The sequence below is a fragment of the Pseudoflavonifractor sp. 524-17 genome (genome assembly GCF_009935845.1).
Classification (GTDB): Bacteria; Bacillota; Clostridia; order Oscillospirales; family Oscillospiraceae; genus Pseudoflavonifractor_A.
In genome coordinates, this window is the sequence record NZ_QWEK01000036.1 from 14,178 (window position 1) to 36,029 (window position 21,852).

At 60.8% G+C, this 21,852-nt stretch carries 15 protein-coding genes; 5 read left to right on the forward strand and 10 right to left on the reverse strand.

Translation table 11 applies throughout. The annotated features are described in order from the left end of the window. Positions 1-2 precede the first annotated feature (2 nt). From D1159_RS13090 to D1159_RS13120, 7 genes are all read right to left on the reverse strand, one after another. Positions 3-2,213, reverse strand: coding sequence for a molybdopterin cofactor-binding domain-containing protein (locus D1159_RS13090; protein WP_161846107.1), 2,211 nt, complete (start codon positions 2,211-2,213; stop codon positions 3-5). 460 nt (positions 2,214-2,673) lie between these two features. Beyond that, complete coding sequence (locus D1159_RS13095; RefSeq protein ID WP_161846108.1) at positions 2,674-3,897, reverse strand: 4Fe-4S binding protein; 1,224 nt, start codon at positions 3,895-3,897, stop codon at positions 2,674-2,676. A 45-nt stretch (positions 3,898-3,942) separates the two neighbouring features. Then, positions 3,943-4,419 (reverse strand): (2Fe-2S)-binding protein, encoded by a 477-nt coding sequence (locus tag D1159_RS13100; protein ID WP_161846109.1) that lies wholly within the window; start codon positions 4,417-4,419, stop codon positions 3,943-3,945. A gap of 15 nt (positions 4,420-4,434) precedes the next feature. Then, positions 4,435-5,304: an FAD binding domain-containing protein gene (locus D1159_RS13105; RefSeq protein ID WP_161846110.1), complete on the reverse strand. Its 870-nt coding sequence runs from the start codon at positions 5,302-5,304 to the stop codon at positions 4,435-4,437. 13 nt (positions 5,305-5,317) lie between these two features. Then, on the reverse strand, positions 5,318-7,624 hold the full coding sequence (locus D1159_RS13110; RefSeq protein ID WP_243152285.1) for a xanthine dehydrogenase family protein molybdopterin-binding subunit: 2,307 nt from the start codon (positions 7,622-7,624) through the stop codon (positions 5,318-5,320). A 103-nt stretch (positions 7,625-7,727) separates the two neighbouring features. Next, positions 7,728-9,041 carry an amidohydrolase family protein gene (locus D1159_RS13115; RefSeq protein WP_161846112.1) on the reverse strand — a complete coding sequence of 438 codons (1,314 nt, stop codon included), beginning with the start codon at positions 9,039-9,041 and terminating at the stop codon, positions 7,728-7,730. Between the two features lie 208 nt (positions 9,042-9,249). Then, entirely contained in the window at positions 9,250-10,257 is a 1,008-nt protein-coding gene (locus D1159_RS13120; protein ID WP_161846113.1) for an ornithine carbamoyltransferase, read from the reverse strand. Between the two features lie 106 nt (positions 10,258-10,363). Between D1159_RS13120 and D1159_RS13125 the strand changes: the two genes are divergently transcribed. Together D1159_RS13125 and D1159_RS13130 are read left to right on the forward strand one after the other, a co-directional pair. After that, complete coding sequence (locus D1159_RS13125; RefSeq protein WP_161846114.1) at positions 10,364-11,578, forward strand: YgeY family selenium metabolism-linked hydrolase; 1,215 nt, start codon at positions 10,364-10,366, stop codon at positions 11,576-11,578. A gap of 137 nt (positions 11,579-11,715) precedes the next feature. Further along, the gene (locus tag D1159_RS13130) at positions 11,716-13,137 is read left to right on the forward strand and encodes a PLP-dependent aminotransferase family protein (protein ID WP_161846115.1); all 1,422 of its coding nucleotides are present in this window, start codon (positions 11,716-11,718) and stop codon (positions 13,135-13,137) included. 74 nt (positions 13,138-13,211) lie between these two features. Here D1159_RS13130 and D1159_RS13135 read toward each other — a convergent pair whose 3' ends face one another. Together D1159_RS13135 and D1159_RS13140 are read right to left on the reverse strand one after the other, a co-directional pair. Beyond that, complete coding sequence (locus tag D1159_RS13135; protein ID WP_161846116.1) at positions 13,212-14,516, reverse strand: extracellular solute-binding protein; 1,305 nt, start codon at positions 14,514-14,516, stop codon at positions 13,212-13,214. Positions 14,517-14,527: 11 nt separating this feature from the next. After that, entirely contained in the window at positions 14,528-17,086 is a 2,559-nt protein-coding gene (locus tag D1159_RS13140; protein ID WP_161846117.1) for an ATP-binding protein, read from the reverse strand. A gap of 446 nt (positions 17,087-17,532) precedes the next feature. Here D1159_RS13140 and D1159_RS13145 point away from each other — a divergent pair, with 446 nt between their 5' ends. Continuing rightward, positions 17,533-18,162 carry a PAS domain-containing protein gene (locus tag D1159_RS13145; RefSeq protein ID WP_243152286.1) on the forward strand — a complete coding sequence of 210 codons (630 nt, stop codon included), beginning with the start codon at positions 17,533-17,535 and terminating at the stop codon, positions 18,160-18,162. A gap of 17 nt (positions 18,163-18,179) precedes the next feature. Beyond that, positions 18,180-19,592 (forward strand): Sapep family Mn(2+)-dependent dipeptidase, encoded by a 1,413-nt coding sequence (locus D1159_RS13150; RefSeq protein ID WP_161846119.1) that lies wholly within the window; start codon positions 18,180-18,182, stop codon positions 19,590-19,592. Positions 19,593-19,877: 285 nt separating this feature from the next. Here the strand turns inward: D1159_RS13150 and D1159_RS13155 are convergent, their stop codons facing one another. Then, positions 19,878-21,653 carry an oleate hydratase gene (locus D1159_RS13155; protein ID WP_161846120.1) on the reverse strand — a complete coding sequence of 592 codons (1,776 nt, stop codon included), beginning with the start codon at positions 21,651-21,653 and terminating at the stop codon, positions 19,878-19,880. 15 nt (positions 21,654-21,668) lie between these two features. On the opposite strand from D1159_RS13155, the gene D1159_RS19340 reads away from it, so the two are divergent. Continuing rightward, on the forward strand, positions 21,669-21,852 hold a 184-nt coding region (locus D1159_RS19340), incomplete at its 3' end, for a hypothetical protein (protein WP_207709189.1).

A 21,852-nucleotide genomic window follows, 5' to 3' on the forward strand; every position in this document is an offset into this window, starting at 1 on the left:
TCTCACCGATCCCGGTAGGGAGAACTGTTGATCTCCACGTCCAGCGCCGCACACACGGCGTTCATCACCGCCGGGTTGGACGGGACCACCGCGGCCTCGCCGATGCTCTTGGCGCCGTAAGGGCCGTTGGGCTCGCCGGCCTCGATGAAATCCACCTGGATTTTGGGCATCTGGTCGGCGGTGAACATCTTGTACTTGCGGAAGTTGTTGTAAGTATTGCGGCCCTTCTCGTCGAACTTCAGGCCCTCGCACAGGGCGTAGCCCATGCCCATCTGGATGCCGCCCTCCAGCTGGCCCTCGATGCCCATACGGTTGATCACCTTGCCCACGTCGTGGACGGCCACATAGTCGGTGACCTGCACCGCGCCGGTGGCCTTCTCCACCTTCACCCGGACGAAGTGGGCGCCGTAGGCGGTGGGGCCGTCGGGCATCCGGTAGGTCTCGGAGCAGATGATCTCCCGGACGCTCTTGTCCTGGGCGTGGACCACCACATCGCTGAGGCTCACCGTCTTTCCGCTGGTCCTGGAGGCCACCCCCGCCGCTGTAAGCTCCAGGTTTTCCTCCGGCTCCTCCAGCATGAGGGCCGCCTCCTTGATGAGCTCCGCCGCCACGGATTCCGCGCACTTCTTCGCAGCGCTGGCCGTCACATAGACGCCGTGGCTGGAGTAGTCCCCCAGCTGCCAGGGGCAGGTGTCCGTGTCCGCCTCCAAGGTGGTGATGTGGCTCAGGGGAATTTTCAGGACGTTGGACACCACCTGGGTCTGGGCGGTGACGGAGCCGTTGCCCATGTCGTGGGTGCCGGTGAAGTAGGTGCAGGTGCCGTCCTCGTTCATCTTGAGCATAACGCAGGCCTGGTCCCGGTGGGCGCCGAAGCAGCCGCAGCCGTGGGCGCCTACGGCCATGCTCACGCCGATGGCGTACTTGCCCCCCTCGTCGTCCAGGGGCTGCCAGTTCTTCATCAGCTCCACCCCCCGCGTGACGCAGTCCTTGGGGTGGGGATTGCCCAGCTTGAAGCCCATGGGATCGCAGTCCTCCGGGTTGACCAGGTTCTTCAGCTGAAGGTCCACCACGGACATCCCCAGGGCCTTGGCGATCTTCTGGAACTGGCGCTGCTGGCCGAAGAAGGCCTGGGGGGAGCCGTAGCCCCGCATGGCGCCGGCAATGGGGGTATTGGTATACACCGGGGTGCCGGTAAAGCGCATATTGGGGATCTTATACACCTTGAACACCTTGTGGCTCAGGGCGCCCAGCACGTTCAGGGCGCTGCTGGCGTAGGCCCCGGTGTTGGTGATGATGCGGATATCCTGGGCCACGATGGTGCCGTCGTTCTTCACGCCTGTCTTCAGATAGACCACCGAGGCGTGGCGGGTGCGGGTGGAGTCAATGCAGGCCTGGCGGGAGTAGACCAGCTTCACCGGCCGGCCGGCCTTCATGGACAGCAGCGCGGCCACAGGCTCCAGCGTCATCTCCAGCTTGCCGCCGAACGCGCCGCCGATGGCGGGCGTAACCATGCGGATCCTGCTCATGGGCATCTTGAAAATGCGGCTGAGAATGATGCGGTAGCCGAAGGTATTCTGGCAGGCGCTGTATATGGTCAGCTTGCCGGTGTAGTCATAGTCCGCGATGGCCACATGGGGCTCGATGGCGCAATGGTGGATGGGCTGGGTGGTGTACCGGTCCTCAAAAATATGGTCGGCCTGGGCAAAGCCTTTCTCCAGGTCGCCGGCGTTGTGGACCATGGTGGTAATGGCGTTGCTCTTCCCGTGGATGGGGTAGCTGTCCTCCCTCATGGCCTCCTCCGGGTCCAGATAGACCGGCAGCTCCTCGTACTCCACTTTGATCAGGCCCACCGCTTTCTTGGCGATGGCGGGGGTATCCGCGGCCACGGCGGCCACCCGGTCCCCCACAAAGCGCACGGTATCGTCAAAAATCCGCTCGGTATCGGGGATCTGATGCTCGTAAAAACGCACGGCGCTGTTGTACAGCGTGTCCGGGGCGTTTTTGTAGCACACCACGGCGCGGACGCCAGGCAGAGCCTCCGCCGCGCTGGTGTCGATGGATTTGATTTTCCCGTGGGCCACCCGGCTGAACAGCACCTCGCCGTACAGCATTCCGTGTAGCTTCATATCGCCCACGTACTGCTTCCGGCCTGTGACCTTCAGCGCCGCGTCCCGAATGGGAGTCGCCTGGCCGATGCGGCTGTAATCCTCCATAAAATCTCATCTCCTAGCTTAATGACGGCCCTCTGAATTGCCCCCGGCACCCTTGACATAGCCCGTACAGCGACACATATCCTGTAGTCAGTGCCTTTGCCGCCGATGCCTGTCTACACCGCCCGGTGGTTCCGACGTCCCAGGTATGCCCGGCGTACAGAAGCCGTTTCCTTATTTCACTGCTCCTAAAAGACCGATGGCTGTCTTTCTACGCAAAAGCAGGCGCGCTCCATCAACACAATGATGGAGGCGCCTGCTTCCCTGACATTTCTGTGCTTGACCAAAACTGCGGTCCCTCCTCCATCACAAGGGAGTGGTTCACACGCACATTTGATACACCTGACATCCCCCCGTAAGGGTCCCCCCGGCGGCCAGGGTAGCAGCAAAAAGCTCTGCCGCCGGGGAGCAGAAATTCTGGGACTGTCCGGTCACTTTGTCACACAAATTTATTTGGCCGCGATCAGCCCTTCATTTTGGCGTCGAAATCCTTCAGCGCGGGGGCCTGGGCCTTCACCAGGGCGTCAAACTCCTTAGAGGCGGCGGCCCGCTTGGCGTTCTCCGCGGACTGCTCCTCCACAAAGCTGGTCAGGGCGTGGGTGGGGCACACGTCAGCGCACAGGCCGCAGGAGCGGCACAGGCTGCGGTCCAGCTTCATCTCGGGGAACTCCACCTTGCGGGCGTTGTAGCAGCACACGGTCTCGCAGCGGCCGCACTTGGTACACTTGCTGGAGTCGTAGTGGAAGCCCATGTCGGTGATGTTCTCGCTGCTGGGGAAGTTGGCCAGGGCCACGCCCATGGCCTCCTGAATGGAGGAGAAGCCCAGCTGGGCCAGACGGTCGGACAGCTGATAGCACATCTTCTCCACGTAGTCCAGGCCCTTCAGGATGCCCACGGAGCAGATGCCCACGGCGCTGCAGCCCACCATCAGGTACTCCAGGGCGTCGTCCGCCTTCATCACGCCGCCGGTGCCGTACAGGTTCTTATAGCCTGCCACATTGCGGGTGATCTGGGAGTTGATGCGCAGGGAGATGGGCTTGATGGGGGCGCCGGTCATCCAGCCGTAGCCGTCGTTGGACAGCATCACAGGGGCCCGCTTCTCCACGTCGATCATCAGCGTGGGTCCGATGGAGTCGATGGCGCAGATGCCGTCGGCGCCGTGCTCATAGCACTTCTTGGCGGTGCCCGCCGCGTCGGGCCAGTTGCCGGACAGCTTGCAGATGACGGGGATGTTCACATGGGACTTGGCGTAGTCCAGCATGGGCAGCAGGGTGTCCTCGGTGTAGGAGACCAGCTCGATGATGTGGGCGCCGGCCTTCTCCACATCGGCCACAATGGCCTCAGCCTCCATGGGGGTGTGGCCCACGGAGCCGATGACCACGGCGCCGGCCTTCACCGCCTCGGGGATCTCCTTCTCATACCACTGGAAGCGGTCGGAGTCGGCCCACTTCTCGCAGTTGAGAATGGCCTCGTTGTTGATCTTGGCCATGTGGTGGGCGGGGTTGATGGCGGCGCCCAGACGGATGGTTTTGGTCACCACCGCGCCCACACCGGCCTGATGGGCGCGGATCATCCCCTCAGACCCGTAGGTCAGGGGGCCGGAGCCCACGATAAAGGGGCTTTGCAGATCGCAGCCGCAGAACTTTACGCCGATGGAGGCGCCCTTTACGTTATCCTTATTAAACATCTCTATCTCTCCTCATATTCAGCGATTGCGTATTTTAGACTTTGCTTATCTGGCCTGATACTGCTTGGCGGCGTCCTCAAAGGCCTCTACCAGCTGCTGATAGCCGGTACACCGGCACAGGTTGCCGGCGATAGCCATTTTAATCTCGTCTCGGGTGGGGTTGGAGTTCTTGTCCAGCAGGGCCTTGGCGCTCATCAGGAAGCCGGGGGTGCAGAATCCGCACTGGAGGGCGTGGTGGTCCAGCACCGCCTGCTGGATGGGATCCAGCTGGCCGCTTTTGGACAGCCCCTCTACGGTCATCACGTGCTTACCCTCCACAGAGGCGGCCAGGACGATACAGGAGTCCACACTCTCCCCCTCCAGCACCACGGTACACGCGCCGCACTCGCCGACGCCGCAGCCCTCCTTGGTGCCGGTGAGGCCGGCCACGTCCCGGATCACGTCCAGCAGGCGGGCGTTCTCGTCAATCTCCAGGGAGACGGGCTCGTCATTGAGGAAGAAGTTCAAAGTCATCTTTTTCATCGTTCTATCTCCTAATCAGTCCTCAGGCAGGCCGCAGGCCCGGCAGAGGGCGCGCTGTACCAGAGCCTCGACAACGGGCTTTTTGTACTCGGTGGACCAGCGGATGCCGGTGCGCTTGATCATCTCCTCGGAGACGGCCTTGCCGGCCTCCTCAAAGAGGGCGGCGGAGGGGGCCTTCCCCTTCACCAGGGCCTCGGCGCACTCCACCCGGTCGGGGGTGGCGAAGACGCAGCCTGGGGCGATGCGCACGTCGGCGATAACGCCGCCCTCCAGCTTCACCGCCACGGCGGCGTTCATCCGGGAGATTGCCAGAGCCTTGCGGCGGCCCAGCTTGATAAAGGCGGTCTCATAGCCGTCCAGACGGTCGATCACAATGCGGGTGACCATCTCGTTGGCCGCCAGCTTCAGCTTTCCCGCCTTTTCCATGGCGTCCTTTACCATGACCTCCCGGGCGCCGTCCACGCTGACCACCGTCAGCCGGGCGTTCAGGGAGACAAAGGGAGACAGGGTGTCCGCCGCGGGGGAGGCGTTGCAGATGTTGCCGCCCACAGTGCCCTTGTTGCGGATCTGGGTGGATCCCACAGTGGAGGAGGCCACGGACAGGAAGGGCACATACCTGCGCAGCACCTCAGACTCATTCACCTGGGTGTGGCTGGTCATGGCTCCGATGCTGATGCAGTCGTCCTTCACCTCGATGCCCCGCAGCTCGGCGATGTCCTGCAGGTCCATCAGGTACTCCACGTCCTTCAGGCGGGAGGAGCCCTCCCGCAGCTGCACCATCAGATCGGTGCCGCCGGCGTAAGGCTTTACTTTCGCGTTGTATTGGTTGAGATACTCCAGCGCCTGCTGGAGGCTTTCAGGCTTTAAATAACTCAGCTTCTGCATGGTATCCCCCTAATTATCTCAGCTTCTTGCCCAGCAGCACCCGCTCCAGGTTGGCCGGATTCTCCCGGATGCGCTTGCCGGTGGCGTTGTAGATGGCGTTGGCAATGGCCGCGCCCACCACCTCGGTGGCCGGCTCGCCGATGCTCTTGGCGCCGAAGGTGCCCCGGTCGTCGTCACACTCGAAAATGTTTACGTCCATCTCAGGCATATCGGCGGCGGTGGGAATGATGTAGTTCTCAAAGTTCTGGTTGCGCACCTTGCCGTTGGACACCTCCACTTCTTCGGTGACGGCGTAGCCCTGGCCCATGAGGATGCCGCCGTAGATCTGGCCCAGCACCAGGGCGGGATTGATGGCGGTGCCCACATCGTGGCTGGCGGTGACCTTCTGCACGTCCACGTAGCCGGTCTCCATATCCACCTCAATCTCCGCCACGACGCAGCCGTAGGCGTAGTTGGGGAAGGCCACACCCTGTCCGGTGTGGTGGTCCTGGATGCAGGCGGGGGGCATGAACCACTCGTAGGCGGCCATTTGGCGGCCGGACCACAGGGAGGCGTTGCACACGTCCTTAAAGGCCACCTTGGTCTCGGGCTGCTTCACGCTGTGGAAGAAGCCGTCCTCCAGCACGATGTCCTCGGGGCCCTTCACCTGGGCCTGGTCCTTGAAGAAGCCCAGGGCCACGGCGTTGGCCCGCATAATCTCATTGAGCTTGAAGCCCACCTTGCGGGTGGACTGGGCGCCCATCACGGTGCCCCGGGAGGCCACGGTCATGCCGGAGTCGGCAATGGCCTGGGTGTCAGTGCCGTAGAACCGGATGGTCTCATAGGGCACGCCGATGGCCTCGGCGGCGATCTGGGCGAAAGCGGTCTTCAGGCCCTGTCCGTTCTCCGCCAGGCCGGTGTTGATGAGCACAGAGCCGTCCTCGTTGGCAATGGCCATGGCGCCGGAGGCGTCGGGGGACTCCGCCCCCAGGCCGCAGCCCCGGTGGGCGATGGCCAGACCGATGCCCTTGCGCTTCTTGGTGGAGGTCTGAGCCTTGTAGGCTTCGCGCTTGCTCTGGTAATCGGTCTTCGCCGTGGTATAGTCCATAATCTCCTGGATGTTCACATGGTCCAGCACGGTGCCGGTGGCGTTGGTGGTGCCGTCCTTGAGGCAGTTGATCCGGCGGAACTCCAGGGGGGCCATGCCCAGCTCCTCGGCGATCTCCTCAATGAACTGCTCCTGGCCCCACAGCAGCTGTGGAGAGCTGTACCCCCGCATGGCACCGCCGTGGATGTTGTTGGTGAACACGCCGTAAGTATCGGTCTTCACGTTGGGGATGGTATAAGCGCCGCAGCTGTGGATGCTGGCCCGGGAGTTCATAAACTGGGTCTGATTGTTGTAGGCGCCGCAGTTGTCGATCTGGGTGCCCTCCCAGGCCACGATGCGGCCGTCCTTCATGACGCCCGCCTTGTAGCGCAGCAGGAAGGGGTGGCGCTTGGCGCTCTCCAGGAAGGACTCCTCCCGGGAGAAGGTCATTTTCACCGGGCGGCCCACCAGGCGGCACAGGTAGGCGCACCGGGCGGCCACCATGCCCACGCCCTCTTCCTTGCCGCCGAAGCTGCCGCCCAAAGTCTCCTGGAAGACCCGGACCTCGTTCATACCCACGCCCAGCACATCGGCCACGTAGCGGCGGGTAAAGAAGGGGTTCTGGCTGGAGGAATGGACGGTCATCACCCCGTCCGCGGGGTTCTGGATGCACACCACCGCCTCTGGCTCAATGTAGGAGTGCTCGATGTACTGGGTCTCATACTCCCGCTCAATGATCAGGTCGGCCTGAGCGAAGCCCTGCTCCACATCGCCCTTGCGGATGGGGTAGAGGGAATCGGTAAACACGTTGTCGGGGTACTGCGGGTGGACCGCGGGGGCGCCGGGCTTGATGGCGTCCCGGATGGTATACACACCCGGCAGGTCCTCGTACTCCACCTCAATGGCCGCCAGGGCTTCCGCCACCAGGGGCTTGGTCTCGGCGCATACGATGGCCACCACGTCGCCGGCGTACTTGACCTCATTGGTCAGGTACATGTAAGGCGCGTTTCCGGCGCAGCTTTTCGGCTTGGGCATGTCGTCCGCGGTCACCACAGCCAAGACGCCGGGGATGGACTTGGCCTTGCTGGTGTCCATTTTGACAACCTTCGCGTGGGAACGGCCGCTGCGCAGGCAGCCGCCGTACACCATATCCACAAATTTCAGGTCGGCGGCGTAGTGGGCACGGCCCGTCACCTTGTCAACGCCGTCAATTCGGGGCTTTGACTGATTCAAAACCCGATAGTTCTTCTTCATTTCTCCCAGTAGGGGCATTTCATCACCTTCCATGCACGGAAATCCCATCCGAAGCAGATAACCATTGGCCATCCTGTCTAACGGCGTGGTTATTCACATTATGTTACTTAAACTTCCAGAACTCAGCGCAGGCCTGGCGCATCTCGGCGCGGGCCTTGTCTACGTCCAGCGTCGTGATGACGCCGTCCTTTTTCAGCTGCTTGCCGCCGACGAAGACGTTCTTCACGTCGGCGGGATTCCGATATAAGATCAGTTGGTCATAAATGTTTTTCTCGTTGATGGGCGTGGGCGTATCGTTCATGCTGACGGTAATCACGTCTGCCAGCATTCCCGGGGCAATACACCCCGTATTTTCCATGCCGAGGGCCTGCGCCCCCATATCCGTGGCCATCCGGTAGACCTGCCGGGCGCCCATAACCTGTGGGTCCTGCCGGTGTGCCTTGTGGATAAGAAATGCGCCGCGCATTACTTCAAAGAAATTGTTGATGTAGCCGTCCGTACCGATGCCCACCTTGACGCCGGCGTCCAGCAGGTCGGTCACCGGGGCGATGCCGCCGCCTACCTCGCAATTGGACAGGGGCATCGTTACCGCACTGGCGCCGGCGCGGGCCAGTATGCCGATCTCTTCCTGGTTGATCTGCACCACCTGGGAGGCCAGCACATCGCTGTCCATGCAGTCCAGCTCGTCATAGATACAGATGGGCTGCTTTCCGTAGTGCTCCTGGGTCCAGTTGGGCTCAAACACACTCTCAGACAGGTGCATATGGAACTTGGCCCCCAGCTCCCGGGCCATGGCGCGGGCTTTCTGCACATATTCCTTGGAACAGGTAAAGAGGGTGTGGATGCTCATGGCGCCTTTCACCATGGGGTCATCCTTGTGATTGCGGATAAAGTCCGCGTTCTCCTCCAGTCCCAGCCGCGCGTTCTCCTCATTCATCCGCTCGCAGGCCTCAAAGGTGAGGATACCCCGCAGGCCCGCCTCCCGGATGACCTTCGCCTCCGCCTCCAGCGCGCCCGGGATAGCGTTGGGCGCCTCCAGAATGTCGAAGAAAGTGGTCACGCCGGAGTCAATCATCTCCACGCTGGCCCAGCGGGCTGTGACCTCGGCCAGCTCCGGCGTGATGCGGTTTTCGATATAGGGCCACCAGAAGTCGTCCAAGAAGCTGGAGAACTCCGTCACCACCGCGTCGGTGCTGATCCCACGGGAGAACACATTGTACATATGGTTGTGCCCGTTGATGAAACCGGGCAGGATGATCTGATCAGTGGCCTCGATCACGGTGTCTCCCCCGTCCACAGCCAGGCTCTCGTTGGGACCCACCGCGGCGATGAGGCCGTCCTTGAGCGCCACGCCCCATCCAGCCTTCAGACCATCCTTCAGGAGCACGGCCCCGCCGTGAATGATTGTTGCTGCCATAAATTCACCCTTCCCGGCAAGCCTGTGGTTGACAATAGAGCGAGAAAACAAAAACTGACTAGTTTTCCAGCGGTGCTGTTGAAAAGAGGCGACACATATGTCGCAATGTGCCGCCTCTCTCCAAAATCAGCGCACAGGCGCCTGAATTCTTTGTCCTCCCCTGCCGGCGCGGAACCGGCAGGGGAACAGATTTCACTTGTGTCGCAGATTAACGGCGGCTGGCCACGTTGCCCATGGTCAGAGCCATCAGAGCCTTGATGGTGTGCATGCGGTTCTCGGCCTCGTCGTAGATGACGGACTGAGCGGAGTCAGCGACCTCGTCGGTGACCTCGATGCCGCGGTCGGCGGGCATGCAGTGCATGTAGATGGCGGTGTTCTTGGCCAGAGCCATGCGGCGGCTGTCCACGCACCAACCGGGATTGGCGTTGATCATCTCCACGCCGGTCTTCTCGTCGTCGCCCACAGCCATGATGGGGCCCCAGCCCTTGGCGTAGACAACGTCGGCGTTCTCGCAGGCGGCGTCCATGTCGTTGCAGACCTCGAACTTGGAGCCGTAGAACTCAGCGTTCTTGCGGGCGGTCTCCATAGCCTCGGGCATCAGCTCAAAATCCTTGTTGGGCACGGCCAGGGTCACGTCCATGCCGAAGCGGGGCATCAGGGTGATCAGGGACTGAGCCATGGACAGGGGACGCATGTAGTTGCCGGCGGAGGTCCAGGAGATGACGAACTTGCGGCCCTTCAGCTCATTGTGGAACTTCTCCTTAATGGTGAACAGGTCGGCAATGGACTGGGTGGGGTGCCACAGGTCGCACTGCATGTTGTAGATGGGAATCTTGGAGTACTTGGCAAGCTTCTGCATGTAAGCGTTGCCGCCCACCAGAGTGTTGCGCACGCCGATGCCGTGGCCCATGCGGGAGAGAACCTCGATGGTGTCCTGGGGGGTCTCGCCGTGGTCGATCTGGGTAGCCTTGGGGGTCAGGTAGTTGCCGTGGCCGCCCAGCTGGGTGATGCCGCACTCGAAAGCGTTGCGGGTCCGGGTGGACTCCTCAAAGAACAGCATAAACAGGGACTTGTTGCGCAGCAGCTCGTCGTACTTGTGGGTGTCGAGCAGGTTGTCCATCTTCAGGACGGACGCAACGTCCATCAGAGTCTCCAGCTCTTCGTTAGTCCAGTCCTGCTCACAGAGAAAATGCTTGCCCTTGAGACCAGTGTTCATGGTAAAAACCTCCAGAAAAAATTTTTTGCAAAAGTCTCTATATCTCTAGAATACTTTATGGTATAATCATACCAGCATCTCGCAAAAAAATCAAGGAGGAATTCGCATGATCGAAAAAAAAGAAGCGCTGGCAAAAATTAAGGAGTATGTGGCCGCTCAGGAGGAGGAAGTCGTCCAGTTTTTGAAGGACTTCATCGCTATTGAGAGCGTCACCTACAACGAGAAGAACGCGGTGGACTTCCTTGCCGGCAAAATGAAGGAGTTTGGCTTTGACGAGGTCCGGGTGGACAAGGTCGGCAACGTGGTGGGCCGGGTCGGCTCCGGCAAGACCGTCCTGCTCTACGACGCCCACATCGACACCGTGGAGCTGGGCGATCCCGCCGCCTGGGGCTTCAACCCCCTGGAGGCCCGGATGGAGGAGGGCAAGGTCCTCCACGGCCGGGGCGCGGTGGACGACAAGGGCTGCCTCACCGGCATCACCTTCGCCGGCAAGGCCCTGAAGGCCCTGGGTCTGGACAAGGACTTCACTCTGTGGGTGTCCGGCTCCCTGTCCGAAGAGGACGTGGAGGGTTCCTGCGTGAAGGCCATGACCGAGGAAAACCCCGACATCAAGCCCGACTTTGTGCTGGTGGCCGAGGCCTCCGAGAACCGGGTCATCCGGGGCCACAAGGGCCGCGCCCTCATTAAGATCTCCGTCCCCGGCAAGTGCGCCCACGCCTCCACCGCCTGGCGGGGCGACAACGCCCTGATCAAGGCCCTGCCCATCATGGAGAAGGTGGACAAGTTCCAGGACTTTGTGGAGGATCCCTTCCTGGGCAAGGGCTCCATCGAGGTCACCAAGGTGGACTGCAAGACCCCCTCTCTGAACACCATCCCCGGCGAGGCCGTCATCACCTGCGACCGCCGCATCTCCTGCGGCGAGAGCATCGACGACCTGCTGAAGGAAGTGGCTCAGTTCTACGAGGGCATTGACGGCGTCACTGCGGTCATCGACACCGAGAAGGTGCAGACCTACACCGGCTACGACATCACCTGCGTGGACTACTTCCCCTCCTGGGTCCTGCCGGAGGACCACCCCCTGATCCAGGCCGGCGTGGACGCCTTTACCGGTCTGTGGGACGAGAAGCCCGTGGTGGGCTCCTGGGAGTTCTGCACCAACGCCACCCACCTGTGCGGCCGCATGGGCGTTCCCGCCATCGGCTACGGCCCCGGCGATGGCTCCCTGTGCCACTCCACCCAGGACAAGGTGCCTGTGGACGACCTGATGCGCGCCATCGCTTTCTACGCCTCCCTGCCCCTGTTCGTACCTAAGAAGGGCTAATCCCCCTGGCGCCAGCGCTTCAAAACCCGGCTGTCTGAAGAGGCGGCCGGGTTTTTCTTGCTTTTCCCAGCCCGATCCCCTATGATTGATATGTGTTCCAATTCCCGCCGTATTATCCGCAAAAGGAGCGTAAGTCCATGCTTACACCTGTACTGGATCCCCGCTCGGGCCAGCCGCTCTATGAGCAGCTCTGCCGCCATATCCGGCGGGAGATTGCCTGCGGCGCGCTGGCCCCGGGGGAGCGTCTGCCCTCCAAGCGGGCCCTGGCCGCCCATCTGAAAATCAGCGTGGTGACGGTGGAGAGCGCCTATGCCCAGCTTCTCGCCGAGGGCTATCTCTCCTCCCAGCCCAAGCGGGGATTTTTTGTCTGCGCCCTCTCTCCCAGCCCGCCGGCCTCCGCGCCGCCGCCGGAGCAGGGCCTCCTTCCGCCGGAGGCCCCGCCCCCGCCGGAGTACGACTTCTCCACCAGCGGGGTGGACACCGCCCGCTTCCCCTTCGCCACCTGGGCACGGCTCACCCGGGAGGTTTTGAGCCAGAAGGACAGCGCCCTGCTGGACTCCCCGCCTCCCCAGGGCATTCCGGAGCTGCGCCAGGCCATTGTCCGCTCCCTGCGCAGCTTCCGGGGCATCCAGGCCGATCCGGAGCAGGTGGTGGTGGGCGCCGGGGCGGAGTATCTCACCACTCTCCTCCTCCAGCTTCTGGGGCAGAACGGAGGCTGGGGCGTGGAGGATCCCGGCTACCGGAAAATCTCCCGCATTCTCTCCCACGCCGGCGCGCTGGTCTGCCCTATCCCCATGGATGAACAGGGGATGCGCCCCGACGCCTTGGGCTGGTCCGGCGCCCGGGTGGCCCACATCACCCCCTCCCACCACTTTCCCCTGGGCACGGTAATGCCGGTTTCCCGGCGGCAGGCTCTGCTGGCCTGGGCGGAGGAAGTTCCCGGCCGCTATCTCATTGAGGACGACTACGACAGCGAATTCCGCTTCGACGGCCGGCCCATCCCCGCCCTCCAGAGTCTGGACCAGGGGGAGCGGGTGGTTTACCTGAATACTTTTGCCAAAAGCCTGGCCCCTTCCCTGCGCATCGGCTACATGGTGCTGCCCCCGCACCTGCTCCTGCGCTACCGGCGTGAGTTTCTGTTCTACTCCTCCACCGTCCCCTCCTTTGAGCAGTATACCCTGGCCCGCTTTCTGGACCAGGGGCATTTTGAGCGCCACATCCGCCGGATGCGCACCGCCTACCGCCAGCGCCGGGACGCACTTCTCGCTGCCGCCAGGTCCGCCGGCCTGCTGGAGCTGGGGATCTTCTCCGGCGCGGAGGCTGGCCTCCATCTTCTCTTCCGGGTTCCCGGCGGCCCCAGCGAGGCTCAGCTGGTCCAGGCCGCCGCCCAGGCCGGGGTATGGGTCTCTCCCCTGTCCGGCTACAGCCTCACCCCCGCCACCGCCGGCCCTATCCCCACGTTGATTTTGGGTTACGGCCGTCTTGCGCCGGAGCACATGGCCCCCGCCATGGATCGGCTGGCCGCGGCGTGGCGTCCCCTCTTTTCCCAAAACCAATAACCGCAAAAAGGCAGACGTTTTTCGGCTTTTCCGCCAAAAAACGTCTGCCTCTGCTCTTTCTTGGGAAGCTCCCTTTATTTTCCGGCCAAGGCTGCGTCCTGAAGCGCGTCAAAGGAGGCCATGCACTCGTCCACTGTGGCGCCCCCCAGCAGCTCCCGCACAATGAGGCAGGTATTGCCCCACTGCTCCACGTTCATTCCCGCGTTGGAGCCCAGCACATAGACCCCCTCCTGAATCCGGTCGTTGAGGGGCTTCAAAGCGGGGACGCACTCCACCTCCACATTTTTGGAGGGGGAGATCACCCGGTTGGTCTCCGCATAGACCTGAAGGGCCTCGTCGGAGGTAATGACATCCAGAACCTGTATTGCGTCTTCCTTATGCTCCGCGTTGACGCCTACGGCGAAGCCAGTCATCGGCATCACCGGCATCTGTCCCCGGCTGCTGGGAAATCCGATGACCTGCATCTCAAAGTCTGTCTTGCCGTAGGCGGTCTCCGTATTGGCCGCGCCCCAGTAAGCCATGACGATGGGGGTCTTCTGGGCGAGGAAATCCGCCCCCTCTCCCTCAATGGCCTCGCTGACCAGGGCCTTTTCCGGGTCAATATAGCCCTGGTTGATCAGCTCCTGAAGAAACTCGAACCCGGGGCGCATATAGTCGCTGTACCGGGCCTCTCCGCTGTTGAGGGCCTCAATCTCCGCCTGGGTATTTCCGCCGTTGTACAAATCCGCATAGGCCTGAGCGAACACGAATGTCTCCAGCCACCAGCGGTTGGCGCCCACGGGCGTCTGGACGCCGTTCTCTTTGAACACCCGGCAGCACTCCAGAAATTCCTCCGGCGTCTCCGGCAGGGCCAGGTGGTACTGGTCAAACATATCCTTGTTGACAAACAGGCCGTAGGCCACCACCTCCTGGGGAATGGCCACCAGCTTTCCGTCCACGGTATTGGCGGTGCGGACGATCTCCCGCAGGTTTTTGGCGCTGTCCAGCCCGGACAGATCCGCCAGCTTGCCCTCCGCCCCCAGCTTCAGAACGGTATCCGGGTTGAGCAGGTACAGATCGTCCATATTGCTGCGGGCCCGATCCAGCGTCACGTCGTCATAGGTTTTGTCCTGATAGCTCTCCGCCGTATAGGTCATATAGGCCACGGTCACGCCCAGCTTTTCCTCCGCCATGGCCACGGTCAGATCCGACGCGGTCCGCGCCACATTTTCCGCGTTTGGATCGGTCTTCTCCATGGGGCTGAAGAAATTGACGATCCGCTCTTCCCTCACCTCCTGGGGGAGCAGATTTTGGGGATCCTCATGGCCGCAGGAGGCCAGGGGCAAAACCGCCAGCGCCGCCAGACAGACGGTGGCTGCGCTTCTCACACGTTTCTTCATAGTGCTTCCTTTTACCTGATACATTGTTGAATCACCTTTTTCAGCAGTTCTACATCCAATGGCTTTGCCACATGGGCGTCCATGCCGGCGTCCAGCGCCGCCTTCTCGTCCTCGGCAAAGGCGTTTGCCGTCATGGCGATGATGGGGATCCGTCCAGCGTCCTCCCGCGCCAGGGCCCGAATGGCCCTTGTGGCGTCGTGGCCGTTCATCACCGGCATCTGAACATCCATCAGGATGGCGTCAAACTCGCCCTGCGCCGCCTGCTGGAACCGCTCCACCGCCAGGAGGCCGTTTTCGACTACCTCGCAACAGGCGCCCTCGAGGTCCAGCAACTCCACCAGAATCTCTGCGTTGATCTCGTTGTCCTCCGCAGCAAGGAAACGCATTCCCTCCAGACTGTCATCCTTTTCCGGCTCCAGAGCGCTCTTTTCCGCCGTATCTGTCCACAGCTCCATAACTTTCTCCTGAAGCGCGGACACAAAAAACGGCTTTGCCAGAGTGCCGGTGCGGCTGAGCCGCAGTACTTCCTCTACCCCTTCCCTGTCCGGCTCCACCAAGATGAGAATGGGCACGGCATCTGTGAGGGTCTCCCGCAGCTGCCGGACTGCCTGGACGCGGTCCGGTTCCAGCGTGTCCCAATCCAACAGCACAAGCTGAACCTGTTCGCCGGTCTGAAGCCGGCGCCCGACCTCCTCCAGACTGTCGGCGGTTTCCAGCGCCACCCCGGTTTCCCTCATCAGGGTCTGTATATCCTCCCGGCTGTCCGGATCTTTGTCTGCCGCTAGGATGCGGGAAATTCCGCGCTGCCTCCAGAACTGCTGATCCGCCTGCCCTTCTGGGATGCGCAGCTCCAGCTCCACCCGGAACAGGGAGCCCTTGTTCACCTCGCTGGAGACCTCAATGGTCCCCCCCATCAGCTCCACAATGCTCTTGGTGATGGCCATGCCTAATCCAGTGCCCTGTACCTTATTGGTGGTGCTGTTTTCCGCCCGGGTAAAGGCGTCGAATATTGTCTCCAGGAACTCCGGCGTCATGCCGTAGCCGTTGTCCTCCACCTCGATCCGGATGTGCTCATACTGGCTGGAGCGCTGCTTGAGCCCGATGATGCGGAACCAGATCTTGCCGCCCTCCTGGGTATATTTTACGGCGTTGGAGAGCAGGTTGAGCAGGATCTGGTTGATCCGGGTCTCGTCCCCCACCAGATACTCATGCCGCAGGCCGGTCACCTCTATATGAAACGCCTGCCCCTTCGCCTTGGCCATGGGCTGGATGATGGCTTCTATAGAGGAAACTACGTCGTTGAGGGCAAATTTTTCAAAGTTGAGCACAACCTTCCCGCTCTCGATTTTGGACACATCCAGGATATCGTTGATCAGGCTAAGCAGATGCTGGCCGGAGGCCATGATCTTCTTTGTGTACTCCCGCACCTTGACCGGATTCTCCGTGTCCTTGGCCAGAAGGGTGGTAAAACCCAGCACCGCATTCATAGGGGTGCGGATGTCATGGGACATGTTGGACAGAAAGGTGGTCTTGGACTCGCTGGCAATCTGGGCCGCCCGCAGCGCCTGGGCCAGCTGCTGGCTGTGGTGCCTGCGCTCCGTCTCCCGCTCCTTCCGGATCTTCTCCTGCTGCCGCCAGTTGAGGTAGTACAGGCCGATGCACACGAAGAAGGCCACCAGCATTGCCGCCACCACAATGAAGATGTTCTGATTGACTGTCCGCCCCTCCTGCTGGATGGCCTCTACCGGCACATACCCCACCAGAAAAATCGTCCCGCCGTTTACTGACCACATATAGTTCAGGGCGCGCACTTCCCGGATATCGTGGTAAAACAGGATGTCTGTCCCATTTTCCAGACACCGCGCCACCTCCGCCTGAATCCCCGGATCCTGGATACTGTTGGCCCGGTAGAAATCATCCAGATTCAAGTGGCCCGCACTGCGCATTCCCATCCCCTTGGGCTTCAATACAAACCGCTCGCTCTCTGCGTCCATAATGTACAGCGTGGCCTGCTGATTGTAAAATCCATTGGGCAGGGATTTGTCCACCGTGTCATACACATACTCGGCATAGAGCGTTCCAATCTCCTGCCCGTCCCGCTCCACCGGACATTTTATGGTATAGGCCCATGTCCCCATATAATTTAAATAGGACTTGGACACCGGCAGGCCCATGATGGTCCCTCCGGCGGAAAAATCCAGGTCCGCTTCGGTAAATACCTCCCCGGTGTTGGAGAGCCCCTCTGTCTCCCCGGCCAAAATCAGCGACATCTTGGACATCGTCTGATTCCTCTCATAGGTACGGATATAGCTCTCCATATCCTCCGCCCGCGCCAGCTCCCGGGCAATCAGCATCTGAAACTCCGCCTCATTGCGCAAAATCGCCTCAATGGTACACTGAATCAGATCCAGACTCTCACTCAGGTTCTGGATGGCTGCGCTGGACATCTCCCGGGATATTTTCTGGGACACCGCGTACACAACCGTCCCCAAAACACAAAAAACCAACACAATCGAGAGGAGCAGGGTGCCTCCTCTTCGCTTTTCCCTTTTGTCTGGCTTCTTTTTCATCGGCAAATCTCCATTCCGACGCTGTGGCCGAGCGGCATTCGGGTTCGCTTGCTGAGAACATTTCTATCCTCGCCAAAAATCTGTATTCACAAAGGCTGAACAGCGTCCCCCGGTTTATGAATACAGGTTTTAAAAAATAAAGGAGAGCTATTTACTTCTCTGTTTTATTATATTATTTTTCCATTTTTGTGTCAATAGCGTTCGGCCCCCTGCCACTTCTGCCAGCTATCTCCTGGCGCCTGTTTCGCGGCAAGGCGGCCTCATTGACAGGTTATATAAAATAACCTGCCTCTATAAAATTTCCTCTCCCGGCCTCTGCCTCTCTTGCCATAAAATTGGAGGAGTGGTACAATATATTTCGTGCAGGTTCTATTTGACCTGCGCAGACTCCATTTGACAAAAAAGAGAGGTGACCCCATTTGACACGTGGGGAAGCATTTGAATTTTTGGACAGGACAGCCCGGGGGATTGCAGAGATGTTCGGCTCCTCCTGCGAGACGCTGGTACATGACATGGGGGACCCCAAACACCCCATTTTATCCATCTATAACGGCCACGTCTCCGGCCGCTGCGTAGGGTCCACCATGGATATATTGGGCACCGCCAAAGAGCTGGACAGCCAGGCGCTGACCACCGACTTTGTTAACCTCTACGCCACCACCCCCGCGGGACAGCAGATCAAGAGCAGCACCTTCCATCTGATTCAGGAGGGAGAGGGCGGTTACAACCTGGCCCTGGGGATCAATTTTGACTATACCTCTTTAGTCTATGCCAACCGTATTCTGGTTGACCTGATGAATGCCCAGGCCGATCTGCAAAGCGCCATGTGGCAGGGAGGGGACAGCCGGCTCAGCGATATTTTTGACGAGTGCCTCGCCACCGTAGGCAAGCCGGTGTCCACTCTGACCAAGGCGGACCGTCTGAAGATCATCGCCCTGCTGGATCAGAAAAACGCCTTTTCCTTCCGCAAATCGGTACCCTTTGTGTCCAAGCGGCTCCAGGTCTCCCGCTACACCGTGTACAAATACTTAGGCGAGCTGGCCGGGGGAGAGCCCGTTCCAGACGTCTCCAACTGACAAAGGAGGAGTTTCCCATGTATCAGGAAAAAATCAGCGCCTATTTCGACAATCCCAAAGTAAAAGAACAGCTGGTGGCCGCTGTCTCCCGGCTGGTGGCCATCAAGAGCGTCCGGGGAGAGGCCCAGCCGGGCAAGCCCTTCGGCCCCGGCCCCGCCGCCGCCCTGGAGGAGGCCCTGGCCTTGGCCGGCGAGCTGGGCCTCACCGCCGCCAATCAGCAGGGCTATGTGGGGACCGCCGACCTCAACGAGAAGGAAACCCGCCTGCACATTTTGGGCCACCTGGACGTGGTGGGCGAGGGCACCGGCTGGTCCACCGACCCCTACGCCTGCGTGGAGCGGGACGGAATGCTCTACGGCCGGGGCGTGTCCGACGACAAGGGCCCCGTGGTGTGCGCCCTGCTGGCTATGAAGGCCGTCCGGGATTTAAACCTGCCTCTGTCCGCCAATGCGCGGCTTATCATGGGCACCGACGAGGAAACCGGCTCCCACGATATCGCCTGGTATTACGCCCGCAACCCCTACGCCCCCTATGCCTTCACTCCCGATGCCGACTTCCCCGTCATCAATATTGAAAAGGGCCACTACCACCCGGACTTCGGCCGCCAGTGGGAGGAGGAGACCGCCCTGCCCCGGGTAACCGGCCTCACCGGCGGCTTTCGTCAGAACGTAGTCCCGCCGCAGGCCCAGTGTACCCTGGCCGGACTGGATCACTCCTGCGTGGAGGAGGCCGCGGCCCAGGTGGCTCAGCGCACCAGCACACCCTTTACCATTACCCAGGAGGGGGATACCCTTCTGGTCCACTGCGCCGGCAAAAACGCCCATGCCGCCGCCCCGGACGGCGGTCTCAACGCCATCTCCGCCCTGCTGGAGCTGCTGGCCCTCCTCCCCCTGGCGGACTGCGAGAGTACCCGGGCCCTCCGGGCCATGCACACGCTCTTCCCCTTTGGCGACAACCGGGGCGCCGCCCTGGGCATCGCCCAGGAGGATCCGGAGTGCGGCCCCCTCACGTTGAATCTGGCTTTGATGAGCGTTACCGCCACCGGCTTTACCGCCAAGTTCGACGTCCGCTTCCCCCTGCGCTCCAACGAGGACAACTGCAAGAAGGCGTGTGAGGCCAGCTTTGCCAAATACGGCATCTCCGTCACCGGCGACCCCGACATGACCCACGTCCACTGCGTCCCCGGCGACTCCCCGCTGGTCACCACCCTGCTGCGCTGCTACGAGGCCTACACCGGCGTCACCAACGCCAAGCCCCTGGCCATCGGCGGCGGCACCTATGTCCATGATATCCCCGGCGGCGTGGCCTTCGGCTGCGAGTTCCCCGGCTTTGACCCAAAAATGCACGCCCCCGACGAGCAGGTCTGTATTGACCACCTCCTCCTGTCCTGCAAAATCTTTACCCAGGCCATCTGGGAGCTGTGCCGGTAATCCTGTATAATGTTCCTGACGGGACAGGGTGCAGCTGGAACAGTTAAAGCCGTCGGTGGGATAGGACTTGTCCTTGGTGCCGCGGCTCGATGGTTGTACAGTTTCTCTCCGCAGTCAGCCCAGCAGCGCAAACCAGTAAGCGGTATGAAAAAACGTCCGCTGCTTTTCCTTCAAACCTCCCGCCGAAACGCTGCAAAATTTCTTCGGCGTTTTCTTACAGGTTTAGATTGGTGTTATCAGTGAAAGGGAACCTTTGACGGTTCCCTTTCACGCTTTTTATATGATTTAGATCACATGGTACTCTTTCAACAGCTTTTCGATGTCCGTACCCTGCGCCTTGTCCAAAACCTTACGCAGGGCAAACTTTTCAATAAGGTTCAGGCTCATGTCCGTCAACGGCTTTCCGTCCCGGAGCTTGACGGAGGCGTCCAGCAGGTCGCGGATGTCATAGGTGCTGCCCCACACCTCAGGCACACCCCGATCCACATTCAGCAGGGTGTATACCGCCTCCATGCCGGTGCGCATGGAATACTCGGTGGTGAAGATGGTGTCGCGGGCCGTCTCGGCGAACTGGCCCAGGAAGGCGAAGTTCACCGCGCCGTCGGGCACCACACGGGGGCGGTCCGTGTCGTTGCGGGGCATGAAGAAAGCGTCAATATAGGGCATCATCACAGGGACCGTGTTGGCGCTGTGCCCGGCCAGCTCCTCGATCTGGTCCTCAGGTACGCCCAGATGGTACAGCCACTCCATACAGATTTCCTTGCCGGTGCAGTCCCGCATGGGCTTCTTTACATAGTCGCCGGGCTTGTCGCTGAACAGAGAGTACACCCACACCAGACAGTGATCCTTGGGCTGCTCCCGGAACTGGGGCTGGCGGTTGATGGTCCAGCTCATAAGCCAGGAGGAATCCTTCACCGTGACGATGCCGCCGGTGACCACCTTGCCGGTAAAGGGATCCCGCTTGCAGATGGCCTTGATATAGGGGATGATGCGCTGATCCAGGGTCTCCACCGTGGCGGACATCCAGTTGGTCTGTTCTGGGTCATAGCAGAACTTGTCCGGGTTGCCGAAGGCGGGATCCTGTGCGGCGATCTTCCGCCACATATCCCAGCCGCCGCCGGGCTTGATCTCGGTGTTATAGGCCGCGGGCTCGTTCTGGGAGCCCATGGCGGAGTTCTCCACACAGCCGCCGTTGGTGATGAACACCAGGTCGTCCTCCGTCAGATCCAGATTGGTCTGGCCCTCGCTGGTGAGCAGCTCGATGCGGCGGGCCTGCTTTCTGTCCGGCTGAATGTCGAACTCCACGTTCACTACCTTGGTGTTGTAGTGGAACTGTACACCGTGATCCTCCAGGTACTTCACCATAGGCAGGATCATGGACTCGTACTGGTTGTACCGGGTGAAGCGCAGGGCCTTGAAGTCAGGCAGGCCTCCGACGTGGTGGATGAAGCGCTTGATATACCGCTTCATCTCCAGGGCGCTGTGCCAGTTCTCAAAGGCGAACATGGTGCGCCAGTAGAGCCAGAAGTTGGAGTTCAGCACCTCGTCATTGAAATAGTCGGTGATGCGCTTGTCGTACAGCTCCTCGTCCGTGGCGAAGAACAGGCGCATGATCTGCATGGCCGCTTTATCCGAGACATCAAACTTGCCGTCGGTGTGGGCGTCCTGACCCCGGTTCACGGTGGCCCGGCACAGAGAGTAGTTGGGGTCCTCTTTGTTCAGCCAGTAGTACTCGTCCAGCACGCTGACGCCCTCAGTCTCAATGGATGGGATGGAGTGGAACAGGTCCCACATGACCTCGAAGTGGTTGTCCATCTCCCGGCCGCCCCGCATGACATAGCCCACGTTCTCGAACTTCCAGCCGTCGCAGGCGCCGCCGGGGGTGGGGTCTTTTTCAAAGATATGGATGTGTTCTCCCTTCATCTGGCCATCCCGAACCAGGTAACAGGCGGCAGTGAGCGCGGCAAGGCCGGTGCCGATGATATAGGCGGACTTGTGATCCACGCCCTCAGGCTTGCGGGGGCGGGCAAAAGCCTCATAGTTACCGCTGGAATAATACATAGATAACATCCTTTCATGAACCTGTTTGGTTCTTTGTTCGATGGGTTTATCATAGGGCATTTTTCATTTTTTATCCATAGACAAACAGCCAGGCGTGATAAAACTTTTATCACGCCTGGCTGTTTCAGCCTGTCGAAAAAGTCTGCCCTTCGGCAGACTTTTTCATATAAACGAGGTAAAATAGAGCAGGGTGAGAAAA